The 19,768-nt window shown below is 73.1% G+C and carries 16 protein-coding genes and 2 tRNA genes; 14 read left to right on the top strand and 4 right to left on the bottom strand.

Annotated features, from left to right (window positions below):
• Positions 1-45: 45 nt before the first annotated feature.
• Positions 46-1,578, bottom strand: coding sequence for an SDR family oxidoreductase (locus BLR12_RS11960; protein WP_091377968.1), 1,533 nt, complete (start codon positions 1,576-1,578; stop codon positions 46-48).
• 130 nt (positions 1,579-1,708) lie between these two features.
• Between BLR12_RS11960 and BLR12_RS11965 the strand changes: the two genes are divergently transcribed.
• The 11 genes from BLR12_RS11965 to BLR12_RS12010 all read left to right on the top strand — a co-directional run bounded on the left by BLR12_RS11965 (position 1,709) and on the right by BLR12_RS12010 (position 13,333).
• On the top strand, positions 1,709-3,133 hold the full coding sequence (locus tag BLR12_RS11965; RefSeq protein ID WP_091377971.1) for an APC family permease: 1,425 nt from the start codon (positions 1,709-1,711) through the stop codon (positions 3,131-3,133).
• Positions 3,134-3,509: 376 nt separating this feature from the next.
• The gene (gene gyrB, locus BLR12_RS11970; RefSeq protein WP_091377974.1) at positions 3,510-5,555 is read left to right on the top strand and encodes a DNA topoisomerase (ATP-hydrolyzing) subunit B; all 2,046 of its coding nucleotides are present in this window, start codon (positions 3,510-3,512) and stop codon (positions 5,553-5,555) included.
• 130 nt (positions 5,556-5,685) lie between these two features.
• The gene (gene gyrA / locus BLR12_RS11975; RefSeq protein WP_091377977.1) at positions 5,686-8,154 is read left to right on the top strand and encodes a DNA gyrase subunit A; all 2,469 of its coding nucleotides are present in this window, start codon (positions 5,686-5,688) and stop codon (positions 8,152-8,154) included.
• A 168-nt stretch (positions 8,155-8,322) separates the two neighbouring features.
• Positions 8,323-9,030 carry a DUF3566 domain-containing protein gene (locus BLR12_RS11980; RefSeq protein WP_091377979.1) on the top strand — a complete coding sequence of 236 codons (708 nt, stop codon included), beginning with the start codon at positions 8,323-8,325 and terminating at the stop codon, positions 9,028-9,030.
• 259 nt (positions 9,031-9,289) lie between these two features.
• Positions 9,290-9,363, top strand: a tRNA-Ile gene (locus BLR12_RS11985).
• Positions 9,364-9,455: 92 nt separating this feature from the next.
• Positions 9,456-9,599: a DLW-39 family protein gene (locus BLR12_RS24505; protein WP_176832471.1), complete on the top strand. Its 144-nt coding sequence runs from the start codon at positions 9,456-9,458 to the stop codon at positions 9,597-9,599.
• Positions 9,600-9,626: 27 nt separating this feature from the next.
• A tRNA-Ala gene (locus BLR12_RS11990) sits at positions 9,627-9,699 on the top strand.
• 151 nt (positions 9,700-9,850) lie between these two features.
• Positions 9,851-11,014 (top strand): S49 family peptidase, encoded by a 1,164-nt coding sequence (locus BLR12_RS11995; RefSeq protein ID WP_091377981.1) that lies wholly within the window; start codon positions 9,851-9,853, stop codon positions 11,012-11,014.
• A 145-nt stretch (positions 11,015-11,159) separates the two neighbouring features.
• On the top strand, positions 11,160-11,654 hold the full coding sequence (locus BLR12_RS12000; RefSeq protein ID WP_091377984.1) for a DUF1059 domain-containing protein: 495 nt from the start codon (positions 11,160-11,162) through the stop codon (positions 11,652-11,654).
• Positions 11,655-11,903: 249 nt separating this feature from the next.
• On the top strand, positions 11,904-12,437 hold the full coding sequence (locus tag BLR12_RS12005) for a peptidylprolyl isomerase (RefSeq protein ID WP_091378539.1): 534 nt from the start codon (positions 11,904-11,906) through the stop codon (positions 12,435-12,437).
• Positions 12,438-12,574: 137 nt separating this feature from the next.
• Positions 12,575-13,333: a rhomboid family intramembrane serine protease gene (locus tag BLR12_RS12010; RefSeq protein ID WP_091377987.1), complete on the top strand. Its 759-nt coding sequence runs from the start codon at positions 12,575-12,577 to the stop codon at positions 13,331-13,333.
• Between the two features lie 64 nt (positions 13,334-13,397).
• Here the strand turns inward: BLR12_RS12010 and BLR12_RS12015 are convergent, their stop codons facing one another.
• Complete coding sequence (locus BLR12_RS12015; RefSeq protein ID WP_143018759.1) at positions 13,398-13,910, bottom strand: PH domain-containing protein; 513 nt, start codon at positions 13,908-13,910, stop codon at positions 13,398-13,400.
• A 171-nt stretch (positions 13,911-14,081) separates the two neighbouring features.
• Between BLR12_RS12015 and BLR12_RS12020 the strand changes: the two genes are divergently transcribed.
• Positions 14,082-15,245: a thiolase family protein gene (locus tag BLR12_RS12020; RefSeq protein ID WP_091377994.1), complete on the top strand. Its 1,164-nt coding sequence runs from the start codon at positions 14,082-14,084 to the stop codon at positions 15,243-15,245.
• Between the two features lie 532 nt (positions 15,246-15,777).
• Here the strand turns inward: BLR12_RS12020 and crgA are convergent.
• The gene (gene crgA, locus BLR12_RS12025; RefSeq protein WP_091378000.1) at positions 15,778-16,050 is read right to left on the bottom strand and encodes a cell division protein CrgA; all 273 of its coding nucleotides are present in this window, start codon (positions 16,048-16,050) and stop codon (positions 15,778-15,780) included.
• Positions 16,051-16,118: 68 nt separating this feature from the next.
• Between crgA and BLR12_RS12030 the strand changes: the two genes are divergently transcribed.
• Both BLR12_RS12030 and BLR12_RS12035 read left to right on the top strand, forming a co-directional pair.
• The gene (locus tag BLR12_RS12030; protein WP_255363444.1) at positions 16,119-16,886 is read left to right on the top strand and encodes a DUF881 domain-containing protein; all 768 of its coding nucleotides are present in this window, start codon (positions 16,119-16,121) and stop codon (positions 16,884-16,886) included.
• 119 nt (positions 16,887-17,005) lie between these two features.
• Positions 17,006-17,662 carry an aminodeoxychorismate/anthranilate synthase component II gene (locus BLR12_RS12035; RefSeq protein ID WP_091378004.1) on the top strand — a complete coding sequence of 219 codons (657 nt, stop codon included), beginning with the start codon at positions 17,006-17,008 and terminating at the stop codon, positions 17,660-17,662.
• Between the two features lie 79 nt (positions 17,663-17,741).
• Here the strand turns inward: BLR12_RS12035 and pknB are convergent, their stop codons facing one another.
• A complete protein-coding gene (gene pknB / locus BLR12_RS12040; protein ID WP_091378006.1) occupies positions 17,742-19,661 on the bottom strand; it encodes a Stk1 family PASTA domain-containing Ser/Thr kinase in 1,920 nt (639 codons plus the stop codon).
• Positions 19,662-19,768: the final 107 nt, after the last annotated feature.

Here is a 19,768-nt window from a genome sequence, read left to right on the forward strand (position 1 = left end):
AGGACCGGGGACGGTGAGCTCAGCTGATCACCGAGGGGACGGCGTCTAGGCCGCGTGGGCGCGTCGCTCCCCGACCGCGGCCGCCGTCCCCTGCTCGGCCGCGCGGCAGATGTTGCGCACCATGCCGCCGAAGATGGGGCCGTGGAAGGGCTGCAGCACCCACCAGTAGAGGTTGCCGAACAGCCCGGTCGGCTTGAACGTCGCCTTCTGCCGCAGCCGGGTGCGCCCGTGCTCCTGTTCCACGTGGAACTCCAGCCAGGCGAGGCCCGGGAGCCGCATCTCGGCGCGCAGCCGAAGCAGCCGGCGCTCGTCGAGCGTCTCGACCCGCCAGAAGTCCAGGGCCTCGCCCACGTAGAGGTCCGACGGTGACCGCCGTCCGCGCCGCAGGCCCACCCCGCCGACCGCACGGTCGAGCCAGCCGCGCACCTCCCAGGCCAGCGGGAAGGAGTACCAGCCGGTGTCCCCGCCGATCCCCTCCACCACCCGCCACAGCTGCTCGGGCGTCGCGTCGGTCTCCCGCGTGCGCTCGTCGAGGTGCAGCGTGCCGCCGGCCCAGTCCGGGTCGGTCGGCAGCGGGTCGGACGGCGCCCCGGGGACCGACGCCGAGGACCACCGGGTGGCCACGGTCGCGTCCTTGACCCGCTGGATCGCCAGCCGCACCGACTCGTCGAAGGGCAGCAGTCCCTCCGGCGGGTCCGGGACGTACCGCGCGATGTCGTGCTCGGAGCACACGACGGTGTTGCGCAGCGACTCCACCAGCGGGCGGGCGATGGACGCCGGCACCGGGGTGACCACGCCGACCCAGTGGCTGGAGAGCCCGGGGCTGAGCACCGGGACCGGCAGGATCCGCCGCCTCGACAGCCCGGCCACCGCGGCGAAGCGCTGCATCATCTCCAGGTAGGTCATGACGTCCGGCCCGCCGATGTCGAAGCAGCGGTGCACCTCGCGCGGCAGCGTCGCGCAGCCGACCAGGTAGCGCAGCACGTCGCGGATGGCGATCGGCTGGATCCGGCTGTGCACCCAGCGCGGCGTGACCATCACCGGCAGCCGCTCGGTCAGGTAGCGCAGCATCTCGAAGGACGCCGACCCCGAGCCCAGCACCACCGCGGCCCGCAGGACGGCGGTCGGGACGCCGGAGTGCAGCAGGATCTCGGCGACCTCCGCCCGCGAGCGCAGGTGCGGGGACAGCTCCTCGCCGTCGGGCTCGAGCCCGCCGAGGTAGACCAGCCGGCCGACCCCGGCCTCCCGCGCGGCATGGGCCATCACCCGCGCCGTCCGCCGGTCGGTCTGCTCGAACTCCTCGCCGGTGCTCAGCGCGTGGATCAGGTAGTAGACGACGTCGACGCCCTCGCAGGCGGCGGCGACCGCCTCGGCGTCGCCGGCGTCGGCCCGGGCGATCTCGACCTCTCCGGCCCACGGGTGGTCCCGCAGCCGCTCGGGCGTGCGGGTCATGACCCGCACCCTGTGCCCGGCGGCGAGGAGCTCGGGGACGAGCCGCCCGCCGATGTAGCCGGTCGCCCCGGTGACGAGGCAGGTCCGCGGGGACGGGGCGGGGGTGGTGCCGTGGGTCTCGGCCATGTCCCGAGTGTCCGGCGTGGTCGCCGCGCGCGCACGGGTCGCGTGGAGTCGCTCCACCCGCCACCATCGGGAGGGTCCCTCGACCAACGGCGGTCGCGTCCACCGGCACCAGTCGAGCAGGGGGTCCCTCGTGGCCGACACCACCGCTGCACCCGACCGCACGTCCGACGGCCAGCCGGCCCTGAAGCGGGTGATGGGACCGGGCCTGCTGCTGCTGTTCATCGTCGGCGACGTCCTGGGCACGGGGATCTACGCGCTGACCGGCCAGGTGGCGGCACAGGTGGGCGGTGTCGTGTGGCTGCCGTTCCTGGTCGCCTTCCTCGTCGCCCTGGTCACCGCGTTCAGCTACCTGGAGCTGGTCACCAAGTACCCGCAGGCCGCCGGCGCCGCGCTGTACACGCACAAGGCCTTCGGCATCCACTTCGTCACGTTCCTGGTCGCCTTCGCGGTGATGAGCTCGGGCATCACCTCGGCGTCCACCGCCGCCCGGGCGTTCAGCGCCAACTTCGCCAGCGTCTTCGACCTCAGCCTGGGCGAGGGCATCGGCATCACGCTCATCGGGCTGGGCTTCATGACGCTGGTCGCGCTGGTCAACCTCCGCGGGGTCGGCGAGAGCGTCAAGGCCAACGTCGTGCTCACCTGCGTGGAGCTGACCGGCCTGCTCATCGTCATCGGGGTCGGCGTCTGGGCCCTCGGCGGCGGTGGGGGCGACTTCTCCCGCGTGGTCGAGTTCGAGACCGGGGAGCGCTCGGTGGTCGGCGGCGTCATCGCCGCGACCGGCCTGGCGTTCTTCGCCATGGTCGGCTTCGAGGACTCGGTGAACATGGCCGAGGAGTGCAAGGAGCCGCGGCGCATCTTCCCGAAGGTGCTGCTGGCCGGGCTGTGCCTCACCGGCCTGATCTACGTGCTGGTGTCGATCTCGGCGATCGCCCTGGTGCCGGCCGACCGGCTCAGCGAGGGGGACACCCCGCTGCTGCAGGTGGTCGAGGCGGGCGCCCCGGGCTTCCCGCTGGGCCTGTTCGGCGTCATCACGATGTTCGCCGTCGCCAACTCCGCGCTGATCAACATGCTGATGGCCAGCCGGCTGGTCTACGGGCTGAGCCGCGAGCGGGTGCTGCCGCCGCTGCTCGGCCGGGTGCACCCCCGCCGCCGGACGCCGACGACGGCCATCCTGTTCACCACCGCGCTGGCCTTCGGCCTCATCACCTTCGTCGGGGCGGTGCCGGCCCTCGGCGGCACCACGGCACTGCTGCTGCTCATGGTGTTCACCGTCGTCAACGTCGCCGTCCTCGTGCTGCGTCCCGACCGGGTCGACGCCGACCACTTCCGCACGCCGACGGTGCTCCCCGTCGTCGGGGCGCTGGCGTGCGCGTACCTCGCCACGCCCTGGGCGGGCCGGCCGGCGGAGCAGTACCGGATCGCCGGGGTCCTCCTGGCGATCGGCGTCGTCCTCTGGGGTGTGACGGTCCTCGTCAACAGGCGCACCGGCGCCGCCACACCCCGCTTCGACCCGGCCCACCTGACCGGGGAGGGCCCGACGGGGCCGCACAACTGAACGAGGACCACCCTTCCCCCCTCGAAGGACCCCCTTGCCCCCCGCCACTCGCAGGCTCGCAGCGGGACCCTGCAAGGGGCCGCCGGAACTCGCGGCGGGTCCCCGGAGGGCAGCTGTTCCAGCACCTCACCGGGGGCCGGGGGGCCGGGACGCCAGGCGCCCCGCGGACGGCGTGTCGGCCCCGGGGGCAACACAGGTGGTGGCAGGCGTGCTGCGAGTGGCGCAGACACGACGTGAGGGCCGGGACGACGGCATTCCTGTCGTACCACCCGGTATCGTGGAGAGCAGAAACCGCCAGCATCCGGCTGAGAGCCGTTCTGCGCCCCTGTCCGTGTCCGGGGCGCGCGTCGCCGGGTGCGCGACAGAAGGGCCCCACGTGGTCGCTCGACCGAAGACCGACGCCCAGGCTGACGCCTACTCCGGCAGCTCCATCACCGTCCTCGAGGGTCTCGAGGCCGTCCGCAAGCGCCCCGGCATGTACATCGGCTCCACCGGTGAGCGGGGCCTGCACCACATGGTGTGGGAGGTCGTCGACAACTCCGTCGACGAGGCCCTCGCCGGGCACTGCGACACCGTCCGGGTCACCCTGCTCCCCGACGGCGGTGTCCGGGTGGAGGACAACGGCCGCGGCATCCCGGTCGACATGCACCCGGTGGAGAAGCGGCCGACCGTCGAGGTCGTCATGACCATCCTGCACGCGGGCGGCAAGTTCGACGGCAAGAGCTACGCGGTCTCCGGCGGCCTGCACGGCGTCGGCGTCACCGTCGTCAACGCGCTGTCCACGCAGCTCGACGTCCGCATCTGGCGCGACGGCACCGAGTGGCACCAGCACTACACCGCCAGCGAGCCCGGCCCGCTGGAGAAGATCGGCCCGACGACCAAGCGCGGCACCCAGATCACCTTCTGGGCCGACCCGGACATCTTCGAGACGACGACCTACTCGTTCGACACGATCAGCCGCCGGCTGCAGGAGATGGCCTTCCTCAACCAGGGCCTGCGGATCGTCCTGCGCGACGAGCGCCCCGGCCAGGGCAAGGCCGAGACGGGCATGGCCGAGGAGATCTCGCTGGCGGAGGAGGCCCCGGCCCCGACCGCCGAGGCGCCGGCCTTCGAGCCGACCGAGATCACCTACCTCTACGAGGACGGCCTGCGGGACTTCGTCGCTCACATCAACCGGACCAAGACCGCCATCCACCGCTCGGTCGTCGGCTTCTCGGCCGAGGGCACCGGCAAGAACGACATGGCCATGTCCGTCGACATCGCCATGCAGTGGTCGGAGGCCTACTCCGAGTCGGTGCACACCTTCGCCAACACCATCAACACCCACGAGGGCGGCACCCACGAGGAGGGCTTCCGCGCGGCGCTGACCTCGATCGTCAACCGCTACGCGGAGGACAAGAAGCTCTTCAAGAGCAAGGACGAGAAGCTCACCGGCGAGGACATCCGCGAGGGCCTGGCCGCGATCGTCTCGGTCAAGCTCGGCGACCCGCAGTTCGAGGGGCAGACCAAGACCAAGCTGGGCAACACCGAGGTCAAGGGCTTCGTGCAGCGCGTCTGCAACGAGCAGATCGGGCACTGGTTCGAGGCCAACCCGGCCGAGGCCAAGCAGATCATCACCAAGGCGAGCTCGGCGGCGCGCGCCCGCCGGGCCGCGCAGCAGGCCCGCCAGCTGGCCCGGAAGAACCCGCTGAACTCGACCGGCCTGCCCGGCAAGCTGGCCGACTGCCGCTCGACCGACCCGCGCAACTCCGAGGTCTACATCGTCGAGGGCGACTCGGCCGGCGGCTCGGCCAAGTCCGGCCGCGACTCGATGTTCCAGGCGATCCTGCCGATCCGCGGCAAGATCATCAACGTCGAGAAGGCGCGCATCGACCGGGTGCTGAAGAACACCGAGGTCCAGTCGATGATCACGGCCTTCGGCACCGGCATCCACGACGAGTTCGACCTGTCGAAGCTCCGCTACCACAAGATCGTGCTGATGGCCGACGCCGACGTCGACGGCCAGCACATCCGCACGCTGCTGCTGACGCTGCTGTTCCGGTTCATGCGGCCGCTGGTCGAGGCCGGGCACGTGTACCTGGCCCAGCCGCCGCTGTACAAGATCAAGTGGGGCGGCAAGGTCGGTGACGAGTACGTGTACACCGACAGGGAGAAGGAGGCCGTCCTCAAGGCCGCGGCCGCCGACGGGCGCAAGCTGCCGAAGGACGACGCGATCCAGCGCTTCAAGGGTCTCGGCGAGATGAACGCGACCGAGCTGTGGGAGACCACGATGAACCCGGAGACGCGGATCCTCCTCCAGGTCACCCTCGAGGACGCCGCGACCGCCGACGAGCTGTTCAGCGTGCTCATGGGCGAGGACGTCGACGCCCGCCGCAGCTTCATCACCCGCAACGCCAAGGACGTCCGCTTCCTCGACGTGTGAGTCGGAGGACCCCCGTCCTCCCCACCCCTCGCAGGAGGAGGACCCCATCCCGCTCACCGCTCGCGGTGAGCCTCCGGATGGGGCCGGCCTCTGAAGCAGCACCCGTGAACCGATCTTGAGGACCTGAACCGTGACCGAGACACCCGCCCGCGACCGCATCGAGCCGGTCGACCTCCAGCAGGAGATGCAGCGCAGCTACATCGACTACGCGATGTCGGTCATCGTCGGCCGCGCACTCCCCGAGGTCCGCGACGGCCTCAAGCCGGTGCACCGGCGCGTGCTGTACGCGATGTACGACCAGGGCTTCCGCCCCGACCGGAGCTACGTCAAGTGCGCCCGCGTCGTCGGCGAGGTCATGGGCAACTACCACCCGCACGGCGACTCGGCGATCTACGACGCCCTCGTGCGGCTGGCCCAGCCGTGGGCGATGCGCTACCCCCTCATCGACGGCCAGGGCAACTTCGGCTCCCCGGGCAACGACCCGGCGGCGGCCATGCGCTACACCGAGGCCCGGCTGACCCCGCTGGCCATGGAGATGCTGGCCAACATCGACGAGGACACCGTCGACTTCCAGCCCAACTACGACGGCAAGAACCAGGAGCCCCTGGTCCTGCCCGGGCGGATCCCGAACCTGCTGGTCAACGGCTCGGCCGGCATCGCCGTCGGCATGGCCACCAACATGCCCCCGCACAACCTGCGCGAGGTCTCGGCCGCCGTCTTCTGGGTGCTCGAGCACCCCGACGCCGAGCCCGAGGAGGCGCTGACCGCCTGCATGGAGCGGGTGAAGGGCCCCGACTTCCCGACCGCGGGCCTCATCGTCGGCCGCGAGGGCATCGAGGACGCCTACCGCACCGGCCGCGGCTCGGTGCGCATGCGGGCGGTCGTCACCGTCGAGGAGGACGCCCGGGGCCGGGTGCAGCTGGTCGTCACCGAGCTGCCCTACCAGGTCAACCCGGACAACCTGGCCGAGGCGATCGCCGAGGGGGTCAAGGACGGCCGGCTGCAGGGCATCAGCGAGATCGCCGACGAGTCCAGCGACCGGGTCGGCCGCCGGCTGGTCATCACGCTGCGCCGCGACGCCGTGGCCAAGGTCGTGCTGAACAACCTCTACAAGCACACCCAGCTGCAGACGACGTTCGGCTGCAACATGCTCTCGATCGTCGACGGCGTCCCGCGGACGCTGCGCCTCGACGAGCTGATCCGCTACTTCGTCCTGCACCAGATCGAGGTCATCCAGCGGCGGACCCGCTACCGGCTGCGCAAGGCAGAGGAGCGCGCGCACATCCTGCGCGGTCTGGCCAAGGCGCTCGACCAGCTCGACGCGGTCATCGCCCTCATCCGGTCCAGCGAGTCCGCCGACGCGGCGCGCAGCGGCCTGATGGAGCTGCTGGACATCGACGAGATCCAGGCGACCGCGATCCTGGACATGCAGCTGCGCCGGCTGGCCGCCCTGGAGCGGCAGCGCATCCTCGACGAGCTCGGCGAGCTGGAGGCCCGCATCGCCGACCTGCAGGCGATCCTCGACTCCCCGCAGCGGCAGCGGCAGATCATCCACGACGAGCTCGCCGAGATCGTGGAGAAGTACGGCGACGACCGGCGCACGAAGTTCGTGGCCAACGACGGCGACGTCTCCATGGAGGACCTCATCGCCGAGGAGGAGGTCGTCGTCACCATCACCCGCACCGGGTACGCCAAGCGCACCAAGAGCGACCTCTACCGGTCGCAGCGCCGCGGCGGCAAGGGCGTGATGGGTGCGGCGCTGAAGCAGGACGACATCGTCGACCACTTCTTCGTGGGCTCCACCCACGACTGGATCCTCTTCTTCACCAACAAGGGCCGGGTCTACCGGGCCAAGGCCTACGAGCTGCCCGAGGCCAACCGCACCGCCCGCGGCGCGCACGTGGCCAACATCCTGGCCTTCCAGCCGGACGAGAAGATCGCCCAGGTCATGCAGATCAAGGACTACGGGGTCGCCCCGTACCTGGTCCTGGCCACCGCGAACGGCCAGGTGAAGAAGACCCGGCTGACCGACTTCGACTCCCCGCGCAGCGGCGGCGTCATCGCCATCAACCTGCGGGACGGCGACGAGCTGGTCGGCGCCGCGCTCATCGACCCGGAGCAGGACCTGCTGCTGGTCACCCGCAAGGCGATGTCGATCCGGTTCAAGGCCGACGACGCCACGCTGCGGCCGATGGGCCGGGCCACCGAGGGCGTCCGCGGCATCTCGCTGTCCGACGACGACTCGCTGCTGTCGATGATGGTGGTCGAGGAGGGCGTCGACGTCCTGGTGGCCACCGAGCGCGGCTTCGCCAAGCGGACCGGGATCGAGAACTACCCGGCGCAGGGCCGCGGCGGCAAGGGCGTGCTCACCGCGGACCCCAAGGCGCGCAAGGGCAACCTGGTCGGGGCGCTGGCGGTGCGGCTCGGTGACGAGCTGTACGCGATCACCTCCGGCGGCGGGGTGATCCGGACCCCGGTCAACGGCGTCCGGCACAACAAGGACCGCGCCACCATGGGTGTCAAGCTCATGAACTTGCCGGAAGACGTGTCGATCGTGGCGATCGCCCGTACGACGGACAACGACGAGCCCGCCGCCTAGTCTGTGGGTGATGACGGAGGAGGCGTGGCCCACACCCCCGGTGCCGGCGCCCCGCCTCCTCCGTCCCAGCCACCAGGGATCTGACCGGCGCCCGGGTGCCCCCGGCCGCACGGCGGGGACCCCGGGTGCGAGGCAGCGGCGAGGGCCGCTGGGGAACGGGAGACTCGCATGAGCGACCGGACACAGGGTTCGGTGCGCACCGGGTCCCGGGCCGGGGAGACCGCCCCGGCACAGGGGACGGCGACCGGCCAGCAGCCCGCGGCCGACGGCACCCCGTCCGTGGGGTCCACCCAGTCCATCCCCGGCGCGCACACCGCACGGACCCAGGCCGCCGCCGACGGTGCGGTCCCGGCCGAGGCCACGGCCCCGGTCCCGGGGATGCCCGCCTCCGGGACCCAGGCCGTCGTCCCGCCGGCCACCGGTGCCCAGGCGGCGACCGGGGCCGCGGCGGCGACGGGCAGCGCTGCGGCCACCGGCCCGGCGAAGGCCTCTTCGGGCAAGGCCGCCCGGGGCCCCCGCCGTGCGCGGCTGCAGCTGCGGCACATCGACACGTTCTCCGCGCTGAAGATCTCGCTGGTCCTGTCCATCGCGATGTTCTTCATCTGGATGGTCGCCGTCGGGATCCTCTACGGCGCGCTCTCCGGCCTCGGCGTCTTCGACACCCTCAACGACCTGTTCGGCCAGCTCGGCACCGCCTCGGGTGCCGACGGCGGCAGCGAGGTCATCACCCCCGGCATCGTCTTCGGCGGCGCCGCGGTCATCGGGGCCATCAACATCGTGCTGATGACCGCGCTGTGCACCGTGGCGGCGTTCATCTACAACATGTGCTCCGACCTGGTCGGGGGCCTCGAGGTCACCCTCTCCGAACGGGACTGAGGGCGGGCCACCCTTCCCCCCATGCCTCGCACGCGCAGGCGGAGGGCCCCTGAAGGGTGGCCGTTCCAGTACGTCACCAGGCTCGCGCTGGGACCAGGGACGGCGCCGTGGCCGGTCCACACCAGCCGGGCGCCCTCCCCGCACCCGGCGGCGTGTGCCCGGCTCCGGCCCCGGCTGCGCTGCCCACGCGCGGAGGTCGACCCCGCACCACCCCCCTGCGGGCGGGTCGGTCGGGCCAGGTACGCTGATCGAGGTCCACGGGCCTGTAGCTCAGGCGGTTAGAGCGCATCCCTGATAAGGATGAGGCCGGAGGTTCAAGTCCTCCCAGGCCCACCCGTGTGTCCCGGCGCCACCGGCCACCCCGTCCGGGGGCTGGCCCCGGCCCCCTCCCGAGGAGGGGGACTCCCCTCGAGGAGGAACCCCGCGTGCTCAGGAAGCTGGTCTTCGCGGCAGCCGCCGCCGGCGCCCTCGCCGCCGTCCGCAAGCGGTCGACCGGCAAGGCCGAGGCCGACCTGTGGGCCGAGGCCACCCGCGGTCCACAGGCGGTCAGCCGGCCCACCACCCGCTGACCCGCCGGGAGGCCCGCCTCCCACCCCGGGGACGTAGCTCAATTGGCAGAGCACCGCCTTTGCAAGGCGGGGGTTAGGGGTTCGATTCCCCTCGTCTCCACTCCTCGACACCCGGTCCGCACCGCACTGCCATCGGTGCCCCGGGCGCAGCTCGGTCACGGTGCCGGGACGGCGCGGCGCGGTGACGGCTCCGCGCAGATGCGTATGGGTACTGTCGCGCCTCGCTGTCCCGAGACACTGGAGGACCCGACGTGAGCACCCAGCAGCCGGCACCCGACGCGCCGCCGCCGCCCACCTGGCGCCCGCTGCCGGCACCGCTGCCGCGGGAGCAGAGTCCCTTCCGGCGCGGCTTGGGCCTCGGTCTGGGCGCGAGCCTGGGCGCCGGCCTGGCGCTGGGCGCGGTCGGCCTGGGGCTGGTCGTGGTGATGGTGCTGGCCCTGGTCGGGCTGGCCTCGGGCGGCGGCGAGAGCGAGACCAGCGGGCCGGTGACGGAGACCGTCTGGGGGGAGCCGACGGCAGGGGCGCGGCTGATCGCCGTCCCGGTCACCGGCGTCATCCTCGGCGGGGCGAGCGACGGCGCCACCTTCGGCGGCGCCACCTACGGCTACGACGTCGCCGACACCATCGACTCGCTGACGACCGAGGACGCCGACGGCCTGGTGCTGGAACTCAACACCCCGGGCGGCACCATCTACGGCTCGCGCGCCATCGCCGACGCCGTGGAGCGCTACCAGAAGCGGACCGGCAACCAGGTGATGGCCCACGTGCAGGGCATGTCCGCCTCCGGTGGGGTGTACGCCATGGCCGGTGCCGACCAGATCGTGGCCGACCACGGCAGCCTCGTCGGCAGCATCGGGGTGGTCATGGGTCCGTTCCAGCGCTTCCGTGACGTCACCGGCATCCCGGGCTCGGTGCTGGAGCCGGGCGTGACCACCGAGGGCGGCATCACCGAGGAGTACTTCACCCGGGGCCGCGGCAAGGACTTCGGCAACCCCTACCGCGACATCACCGAGGAGGAGCGGGCGGTCCTCGGCGCCGGCCTGGACCGGGAGTACGGGGAGTTCGTCTCGTGGGTGTCCCAGGCGCGGGGCATCCCGGCGCAGACGATCGTCGACGAGCTGGGGGCCTTCGTCTTCGACGGCTACACCGCCGTCGACCGCGGCCTCGTCGACCGGGTCCTGGGCCGCGAGGAGGCCTACCGGTACGCCGCGGAGATGAACGGCGCCGACCCCGACGACACCCGCGTCGACCGCATCGTCGGGCCCGGCTTCCTCGAGTCCTTCCTCGCCGCGAACTCGCCCGTGGACGGCACCCGCGCGTCGGCGCTCGAGCCCGGCCGCAGCACCGTGTGCAGCGGCGCCCCGCTCGTCCTGGCCCACCACGGGGAGCTCTCGGCCGCCTGCACCGAGGGCTGAGGCAGTCGCAGCACGCGACCCCTCGTCCCTGCTCTCCGTCCAGGACCTCCGGCCCTGGACGTCGCTTCCCCGATCGCGCCACGGTCGCACCCGACCACTGGCCCACCGGCCGGGTGGGCCGGGGCCTCCCGACCGAGGAGGAGCCATGGCCCGCAAGAGCCTGGACTGCCGGACGATGCCCAGCGAGCGCAACTGCACCGTCCAGATCGCCGGCGAGGAGGACGAGGTCCTCGAGCTCGCCGTCGCCCACGCCGTCGCCGCCCACGGGCACACCGACAGCCGGGAACTGCGCGAGGGGCTGCGCGCCGGCCTGCGGGACGAGGAGGGCCTGCTGGCCGAGCCCGGGTCCTTCCTCCAGCTGATCGAGTTCCACGCCCGCGACCTCGACGGGTTCGGCCGCATCGTGGAGGACTGGCGCGAGCGGATGGGCCGCGAGGCGACCGCCCGCTGGGGCGTGGTCGCCGCCGACCGCGACCGGTCCGGCACCTACGTGGAGATCGTCGCCTTCCCCGACCACGACTCGGCGATGCGCAATTCCGACCACCCGGTGACCACCGACTTCGCCAAGCAGATGCAGGAGGTCACCGAGGGGGAGGCCTCCTTCCGCAACCTCGACGTCGTCCGCGTGCTGCGCATGTAGACGGACCCCTCGCCCCCGCCGTGGAAGGACCCCGTCCTCCCCCCCTCGGGGAAGGCCCCGTCCCCCTTGCCGGAGAAGGGCCCTCCTGCTCCCCTCCAGTCGCAGGCTCATGGCGGGGCCCTGCAGGAGGGCCGGCGGCGAGCCTCCGGACGGGGCCTGCCCGGACGGGGCCGGCGGCGGGACCGTGCACGGGGGCCGTGGTCCGCTCCCCGTGCTCGCGGGGGGCGGACCAGTGGGAGAGTGGACGTCGTGACCGAAGCGACTCCTGCGCGCCGCGCTGTCCTGCACACCAACCACGGCGACATCACCGTCGACCTGTTCCCCGACCACGCCCCCAAGACGGTCGCGAACTTCGCCGACCTCGCCGAGGGCCGCCGGGAGTGGACCCACCCGCAGACCCGCGCGAAGACCACCGACCGCCTCTACGACGGCACCGTCTTCCACCGGATCATCGACGGGTTCATGATCCAGGGCGGTGACCCGCTGGGTCAGGGGATCGGCGGCCCGGGCTACCAGTTCGGCGACGAGATCCACCCCGACCTGGCCTTCACCAAGCCCTACCTGCTGGCCATGGCCAACGCCGGACCCGGCACCAACGGCTCCCAGTTCTTCATCACCGTCGCGTCGACCACCTGGCTGACCGGCAAGCACACGATCTTCGGCGAGGTGGCCGACCAGGCCAGCCGGGACGTCGTCGACCGGATCGGCAAGGTGCGGACCGGCCGTGGCGACCGCCCGGTGGAGGACGTCGTCCTGCAGTCGGTCGAGGTGCAGCGCAGCTGACCACCACCCCGGACGACGGGGGCGCCGGCCCCGGCCAGCCGCAGCCGGCGCCCCCGACGACGACGTGCTACCGGCACCCGGACCGGCCCACCCGCATCTCCTGCACGCGGTGCGGGCGGCCGATCTGCCCGGAGTGCATGACGCCCGCCTCGGTGGGCTTCCAGTGCCCCGACGACGTCCGCGAGGGCAACGCGAGCGTGCGGCGGGTCCGGCAGACGCCGCTGCTGAAGCGGGCCGGCCGCCGCTACGGCGTGGTGACGGTCGGCCTCATCGTGCTCAACGTGGCCGTGTTCGTGGCCACCGCGGTCTCCGCGGGCCTGGCCGGCGCGAACCCCCTGGACAACACCTTCTCGCCGCTGTTCGCCCAGCTCGCGCAGATCCCCGTGCTGGTCCAGCTCGGGGAGGACTGGCGGCTGGTCACCGCGGCGTTCCTGCACATCGGACCGCTGCACCTGGTGCTCAACATGCTCGCCCTGCTGGTCTTCGGCTCGGAGCTGGAGCGCCAGCTGGGCCGGTGGCGCTACCTGGCCGTCTACCTGGTCTCGCTGCTCGGCGGCGCGGTCGCGATCCAGCTGTTCGGCGAGCCCGGCCGGCCGGTCGCCGGCGCGAGCGCGGCCATCTACGGCCTGCTCGGCGGTCTGGCCGTCGTCATGCTCTCCCGCCGCGAGGACCTCCGCGGCCTGCTCACCCTGCTGGCGATCAACGTGTTCGTCAGCTTCCTCCCCGGCGTCTCGCTGCTCGGGCACCTGGGCGGGCTGGTGGCCGGCTTCGTCGCCACCGGCGTGGTCGTGCTGGCCCGGCGGCGCACCGAGCTGCAGGTGCTGGGCCTGATGCTGCTGACCGCCACGCTCGTGGTCGTCGCCCTCACCGTGTCGACGCTCGTGGTCCTCGGGTAAGGACCACCCCCCACGCCTCGCAGGCTCAGGCGGAGGGGCCCTGGAGGGTGGCCGTTCCAGTCCGTCACCAGGGACGCAGGGCGCGCAGCGCCCGGGCCACCTCATCCGGGTCGGCGCCCAGGTCCCGGCGGCCGAGCAGTACGAGGACCCCGTCCTCCTCTGGAAGGACCCCGTCCCTCTCACCCCTCGCAAGCTCGGGGCGAGCCTCTGGACGGGGCCACCGGGGCTCGCGGCGAGCCTCTGGACGGGGCCGGCCGCCGTCGTCCGTCCCGGCCGCGGTGTCCAGCTCCAGCAGCCGCGACCGCACACCGAGGCGGCGGGTGTCGCGCACCCGCACCTGCAGCCGCGCCCAGGGCAGCTCGGTGGTGCCGGTCAGCCGGCGGACGGCGACCCCCGCCGGGCCGGCCGCCAGCCGCGGGCGCAGCAGGCGGTCCCGGGCGGCCAGGGCGAGCAGCAGGACGGCGGCCGCACCGACCAACACCCGGCCCAGCGGGTCCAGCAGCACGGCCGCCCCGCCGAGGACGACGCCCAGCGCCGCCAGGGCCGCCGTCCCCCCGCCGCGCGGTGACCACTCCACCCGGCCAGCCTCCCAGTGGAAGGACCCGCTCGCCCCCGCCACTCGCAGGCTCGTGGCGGGACCCTGCAAGGGGGCCGTTCGCGCCCTGGACGGGGCCGGGGGCGGATGTGTGGACGTCCTACCATCTGGGCGGGGCGGGCCGACCGCGGCCCACGTCGACGAGGAGTGGTCATGCGAGATGCCGTCATCTGCGCCGCGGTGCGCACCCCGGTGGGCAAGCGCGGTGGAGGGCTGTCCGGCGTGCACGCCGTCGACCTCTCCGCCCACGTGCTCGACGCCCTGGTGGAGCGGACCGGCATCGACCCGGTCGTGGTCGACGACGTCTTCTGGGGCTGCGTGAGCCAGGTCGGGGAGCAGACCTTCAACATCGGCCGCAACGCCGTCCTGGCGGCGGGCTGGCCGGAGTCGGTGCCGGGGACGACGATCGACCGGCAGTGCGGCTCCTCGCAGCAGGCGGTGGCCTTCGCCGCGGCCACGGTGCTCAGCGGCCAGGCCGACGTCGTCGTCGCGGGCGGCGTCGAGGTCATGAGCCGGGTGCCGATGGGGTCCACGTACAACGAGGCGGTCGGCGCCGGCGCCCCGCTGGGTCCGCGGTTCCTGGAGCGGTACGACGGCGTCTTCCCCAACCAGGGCGTGGGCGCGGAGATGATCGCCGAGCGCTGGGGCTTCTCCCGCACCCAGCTCGACGAGTACTCCCTCGCCTCCCACGAGAAGGCGGCCAAGGCCCAGGCCGACGGCGCCTTCGAGGAGGAGATCGCCCCGGTGACCACCCCCGACGGCACCGTCGTGCGGGCCGACGAGGGCATCCGCGCCGGTGGGACGCTGGAGAAGCTCGGCTCGCTGAAGACCCCGTTCAAGCCCGACGGCGTCATCAGCGCCGGCAACGCCAGCCAGATCTCCGACGGGTCGGCCGCGCTGCTGGTCACCACCTCGGAGAAGGCCCGCGAGCTCGGCCTGCGCCCGCTGGTGCGCATCCACACCACGGTCATGGCCGGCGACGACCCGGTCATCATGCTGACCGCGCCCATCCCGGCCACCCACAAGGTGCTGCAGCGCTCGGGGCTGTCCGTCGACGACATCGGCGTCTTCGAGGTCAACGAGGCGTTCGCGCCGGTGCCGCTGGCCTGGCAGGTGGAGACCGGGGCCGACGCCGGCCGGCTCAACCCCCGCGGCGGCGCCATCGCGCTGGGCCACCCGCTGGGCGGGTCGGGCGCTCGCATCATGACCACGCTGGTCCACACCATGCTCGCCACCGGCACGCGCTACGGCCTGCAGACGATGTGCGAGGGCGGCGGGACGGCGAACGCGACGGTGCTCGAACTCGTCGCCGACTGATCCACAGCCCTGCCCCGACGGCCCCCGGTCCCCAGTGGACCGGGGGCCGTCGTCGTCCCGGGGACGGCGGTGCGGACGCCGGGCGTCTGCCGTGGTCAGGACGCGTGTCGCGCTACCACAGGGCGGGTAGGACGACGAACGGCCCTCCCTGTGGAGGCTGACGCCATGTCGACTCGTCCACAGCTGTGTGCACAGCTGGGGACGGACTTCCACGGGTGTAGTTACTCGGGTGCCCTCCACGTCACACCTGCCCCACCCGTCATGGAACCGCAGGTCAGGGGCTCGCCGTCGAACAGGCGTTCTCCACACGTGGTGGACAACCCTGGGGGTTCAGCGCCTTGTCGAGCTGTGGACAGCACGATCCGGCTGTGCACAGCGGCGGCTGTGGACAACACTGTGCGTACTCGGACGGTGACAAACGGAAGGCCCCCGTCCCCGGTGGGGACGAGGGCCTCAGCGGCTGCCGGCAGCCCTCCTGCAGGTGCCGCCGCGAGCCTGGTGACGTACTGGAACGGAGGAGGGTGGTCCTCCCTCAGCGCCAGCGCATCGACATGACCAGGCCGGCCACCATGAGGCCGAAGCCGATGGCGAAGTTCCACGCGTTGAGCGAGGACATGAACGGGATCTGCTCGCCGGCCACGTAGAACACGACGATCCACAGCAGGCCCAGCAGCATGAGGGCGACCATCAGCGGCGCGTACCAGCGCGGGCTGGGCGGGGCGATCCGGGCGCCCGCCGTCCCGGACTGCAGGGTGCCCTGCGGCGGCGTGTAGACCGACTTCTTGCGCACCTTGGACTTGGGCACCGTGCGACTCCCTCCGGGGCCGGTCCGTCGCGACCGGCCGAGACCGTTCCCCAGCCTAAGCTGAGCCGGTGGCCGCAGTCCGCACCCTGAGCTCGCGCGTGCCCCACGGGGGCATGGCGTGGGCCGCGCTGGTGCCGGTGGTCGCGCTGGCGGCGGGGTTGCTGTTCGCCACCTCCAGCCAGACCGCGCAGGGCACCGACCTGCGCGGCGGCGAGGCCACCGAGCTCTCCGCGCTCATCCCCGCCCGGCAGGACGTCGTCGCCGCGCAGGAGGAGCAGCTCGCGGCCCTGGAGGCCCAGGTGCAGGCGCTGACCGACCATGCGGCGTCCCGCAACGGTGACGTCGCGGCCGCGCGCGACGCGGCCGACACGGGGGCGCTCTCGGCCGGGCTGGTGGCCCTCACCGGTCCGGGGGTGGAGATCACCCTGGACGACGCCCCGCGGCGGGCGGACGGCTCGCTGCCGATCGGTGCGCGGCCCGACGACCTGGTGATCCACCAGTCCGACGTGCAGGGCGTCGTCAACGCCGTGTGGGCCGCCGGTGCCGACGCCGTGGCCATCATGGACCAGCGGCTGATCGCGACCAGCGCCGTCCGCTGCGTGGGCAACGTGCTGCTCCTGCAGGGCCGCACCTACTCCCCGCCGTTCGTGGTCACCGCCGTCGGCGACGCCGAGGCGATCCGTGCCCAGCTGGCCGCCTCGCCGCAGGTGCAGGTCTTCCGGCAGGCGGTCGAGGACTACGGTCTGGGCTTCGCCGTCCGGGAGCGCGAGGAGCTCACCCTGCCGGGCTACGACGGTCAGCCGGCCATGGAGTACGCCACGGCCGCTGACAGCTGAGGCCCCGGGGAGTAGAAGGACCTCGCCCCTCTCAGCCCTCGCACGCTCGGGCTGAGCCTCCGGGCGAGGCCAGCCTTCGAGCAGTGGGGGGCACGGGGTCCTCCTGGTACACAGGGACCGTGAGCCGTCCCGTCCTCGTCGTCGACAACTTCGACAGCTTCGTCTACAACCTGGTCCAGTACCTGGGCCAGCTGGGTGTGGAGTGCGTCGTCCGGCGCAACGACGCCGTGGCCGTGGACGAGCTGCCCGACCTCGACGTGGCCGGGGTGCTGCTGTCCCCCGGGCCGGGGACGCCGGCGGACGCCGGCGTGACCGTGCCGATGGTGCGGGCCGCCGCGGAGGCCGGCACGCCGGTGCTGGGCGTGTGCCTCGGCCACCAGGCGATCGGGGAGGCCTTCGGGGCCGAGGTGGTGCGGGCCCCGGAGCTGCTGCACGGCAAGACCAGCCAGGTGGTGCACGAGGGCGCCGGCGTGCTGGCCGGGCTGCCCTCCCCGTTCACGGCCACCCGGTACCACTCGCTCGCCGTGGACCGGGACACCGTCCCCGCCGAGCTGGAGATCACCGGGACCACGCCCTCGGGCATCGTCATGGCGCTGCGCCACCGCGAGCTGCCGATCGAGGGCGTGCAGTTCCACCCGGAGTCGGTGCTCACCGAGGGCGGCCACCGGATGCTCGCCACCTGGCTGGAGGCGTGCGGCCTCGCCCCCGACCCGGCCGCCCTCGAGGCGGCCAGCGCGGCGGCGTCCCGGCTCACCACGGTCGCCACGACCGCTTGACGCGGGGCCCCGGCGGCCCCCAGGACGACGCAGGGCCCCTCCCCGAGTGGGGGAGGGGCCCTGCGCCTGCCTCAGCGGCTCACTCGCCGGTCGTCTCCTCGGTGGGCGTGGGGCCCTGGACCGCCAGCGTCACCCGGGTGTCCGGGGTGACCTGGGACCCGGCCGGCGGGTTGGTGCTCACGGCGGTGGCCTGCGCCGGGTCGACCTCCGCTCCGGTGGTGGCGTCCACGACCCGGACGTCGACGAAGCCGGCGGCCTCGAGAGCGTCCAGCGCGGCATTCGCGGACTGACCGGCGACCCTGGGGACGGCGACGGTCTCCGGCTCGGCCGGTCCGCTGGAGACCTGCAGGGTGACCGGGTCGTCGGCGGAGGCCAGCTGGCCGGCGGCGGGGTCGGTCGCGATGACGGTGCCCTCCGGCTGGTCGGATTCGACCTCCTCGGGGACGACGTTGGTGAAGCCCGCGTCGCGCAGCGTCGCGGTGGCCGCGGACTGCTCGTCGCCGACCACGTCGGGCACCTCGGCGCTGCCGCTGGAGACCTGCAGCGTGATGGTGTCGGCCGGGTCGGCGGACTCGCCCTCGCCGGGCTCGACGCCGGTGACCTGGTTCTCGGGCGCCAGGGAGTCGACCTCCTCGGTCCGCACGTCGGTGAAGCCGGCGTTCTCCAGCGTCGTCTCGGCGCGGTCGGCGTCCAGGCCGATGACCGCCGGCACCTCGATGGTGTCCGGACCGACGCCGACGACGAGGTCGACCGCCGTGCCCTCGTCCACCTGGGCCCCGCTGGCCGGGGTGCTCTCCAGGACGGCGCCCTGCTGGGTCTCGTCGTTCGTGACCTGGGTGGTCACCTCGCCGACCACCAGGCCGGCCTCGGTGATCAGCGCCTCGGCCGCCGCCTGCTGCTCACCGGTGAGCGCGGGCACGGTGACCTGGGCGACCGCCGGCTCGGTCGGCGCCTCGTCGCCGGAGTTGACCAGCAGGGCCACCCCGACGACGGCGCCGATGAGCAGCAGCCCGGCGACGACCGCGGCGATGATGCGGTTGCGCCGGCGCTTGCGGTCGGCCTCCTCGTCGTCCCAGTCGGCGTCGCCGTACCCGCCGGGGGGCGCGCCGATGATCGCGGTCTTCTCGGCGTCGCCCATCACCGGCGTCGCCTCGACCCGCTGCCCGGCCAGCGACCGGAGCAGGTCGTTGCGCATCTCGGCGGCCGACTGGTAGCGGTTGGCCGGGTTCTTGCTCAGCGCCTTGAGCACGATGGCGTCGAGGTCGGCCGGGATCGCCGGGTTGACCGACGACGGCAGCCTCGGGTCCTCGCGCACGTGCTGGTAGGCCACCGAGACGGGGGAGTCACCGGTGAACGGCGGCGCCCCGGTGACCAGCTCGTAGAGCAGGCAGCCGAGGGAGTAGACGTCCGAGCGGGCGTCGACGCTCTCGCCGCGGGCCTGCTCGGGGGACAGGTACTGGGCGGTCCCTATCACCGCGGCCGTGGAGGTCATCGTGGCGGCCGAGTCGGACACCGCGCGGGCGATGCCGAAGTCCATCACCTTGACGGTGCCCTGGGGCGTGATCATCACGTTCCCGGGCTTCACGTCGCGGTGCACGATGCCGTTGCGGTGGCTGAAGTCCAGGGCGGCGCAGATGTCGGCGGCCAGCGTCATGGCCCGGTCCGGGGGGAGCACGCCCTCCCGGCGGAGCACGTCGCGCAGCGTCTCGCCCTCCACGTACTCCATGACGATGTACGGGGTGGCGCCGCTGGACGTGCGGTCCTCGCCGGTGTCGTACACCGCCACGATCGCCGGGTGGTTGAGCGAGGCCGCGGCCTGCGCCTCACGGCGGAAGCGGACCTGGAAGGAGGGGTCCCGGGCGAGGTCGCTGCGCAGCACCTTGACGGCGACCTCGCGGCCCAGGCGCAGGTCGCGACCACGGTGCACCTCGGCCATGCCGCCACGGCCGAGCACCCCGCCGATCTCGTAGCGCTCGCCGAGCACGGAGGGCGTGGTCATCGGAGGTCCTCTCGGGCGGTGCGGTCCTGCGTCCGGGCGGAGCCCGCGGGAGTGCAGCGGACGGGTGGGCCGCCGGGGAGCCTAACCGCCACGGCCCCCCGGATCGG

It is taken from the genome of Geodermatophilus sp. DSM 45219 (genome assembly GCF_900104025.1).
Lineage (GTDB): Bacteria > Actinomycetota > Actinomycetes > Mycobacteriales > Geodermatophilaceae > Geodermatophilus.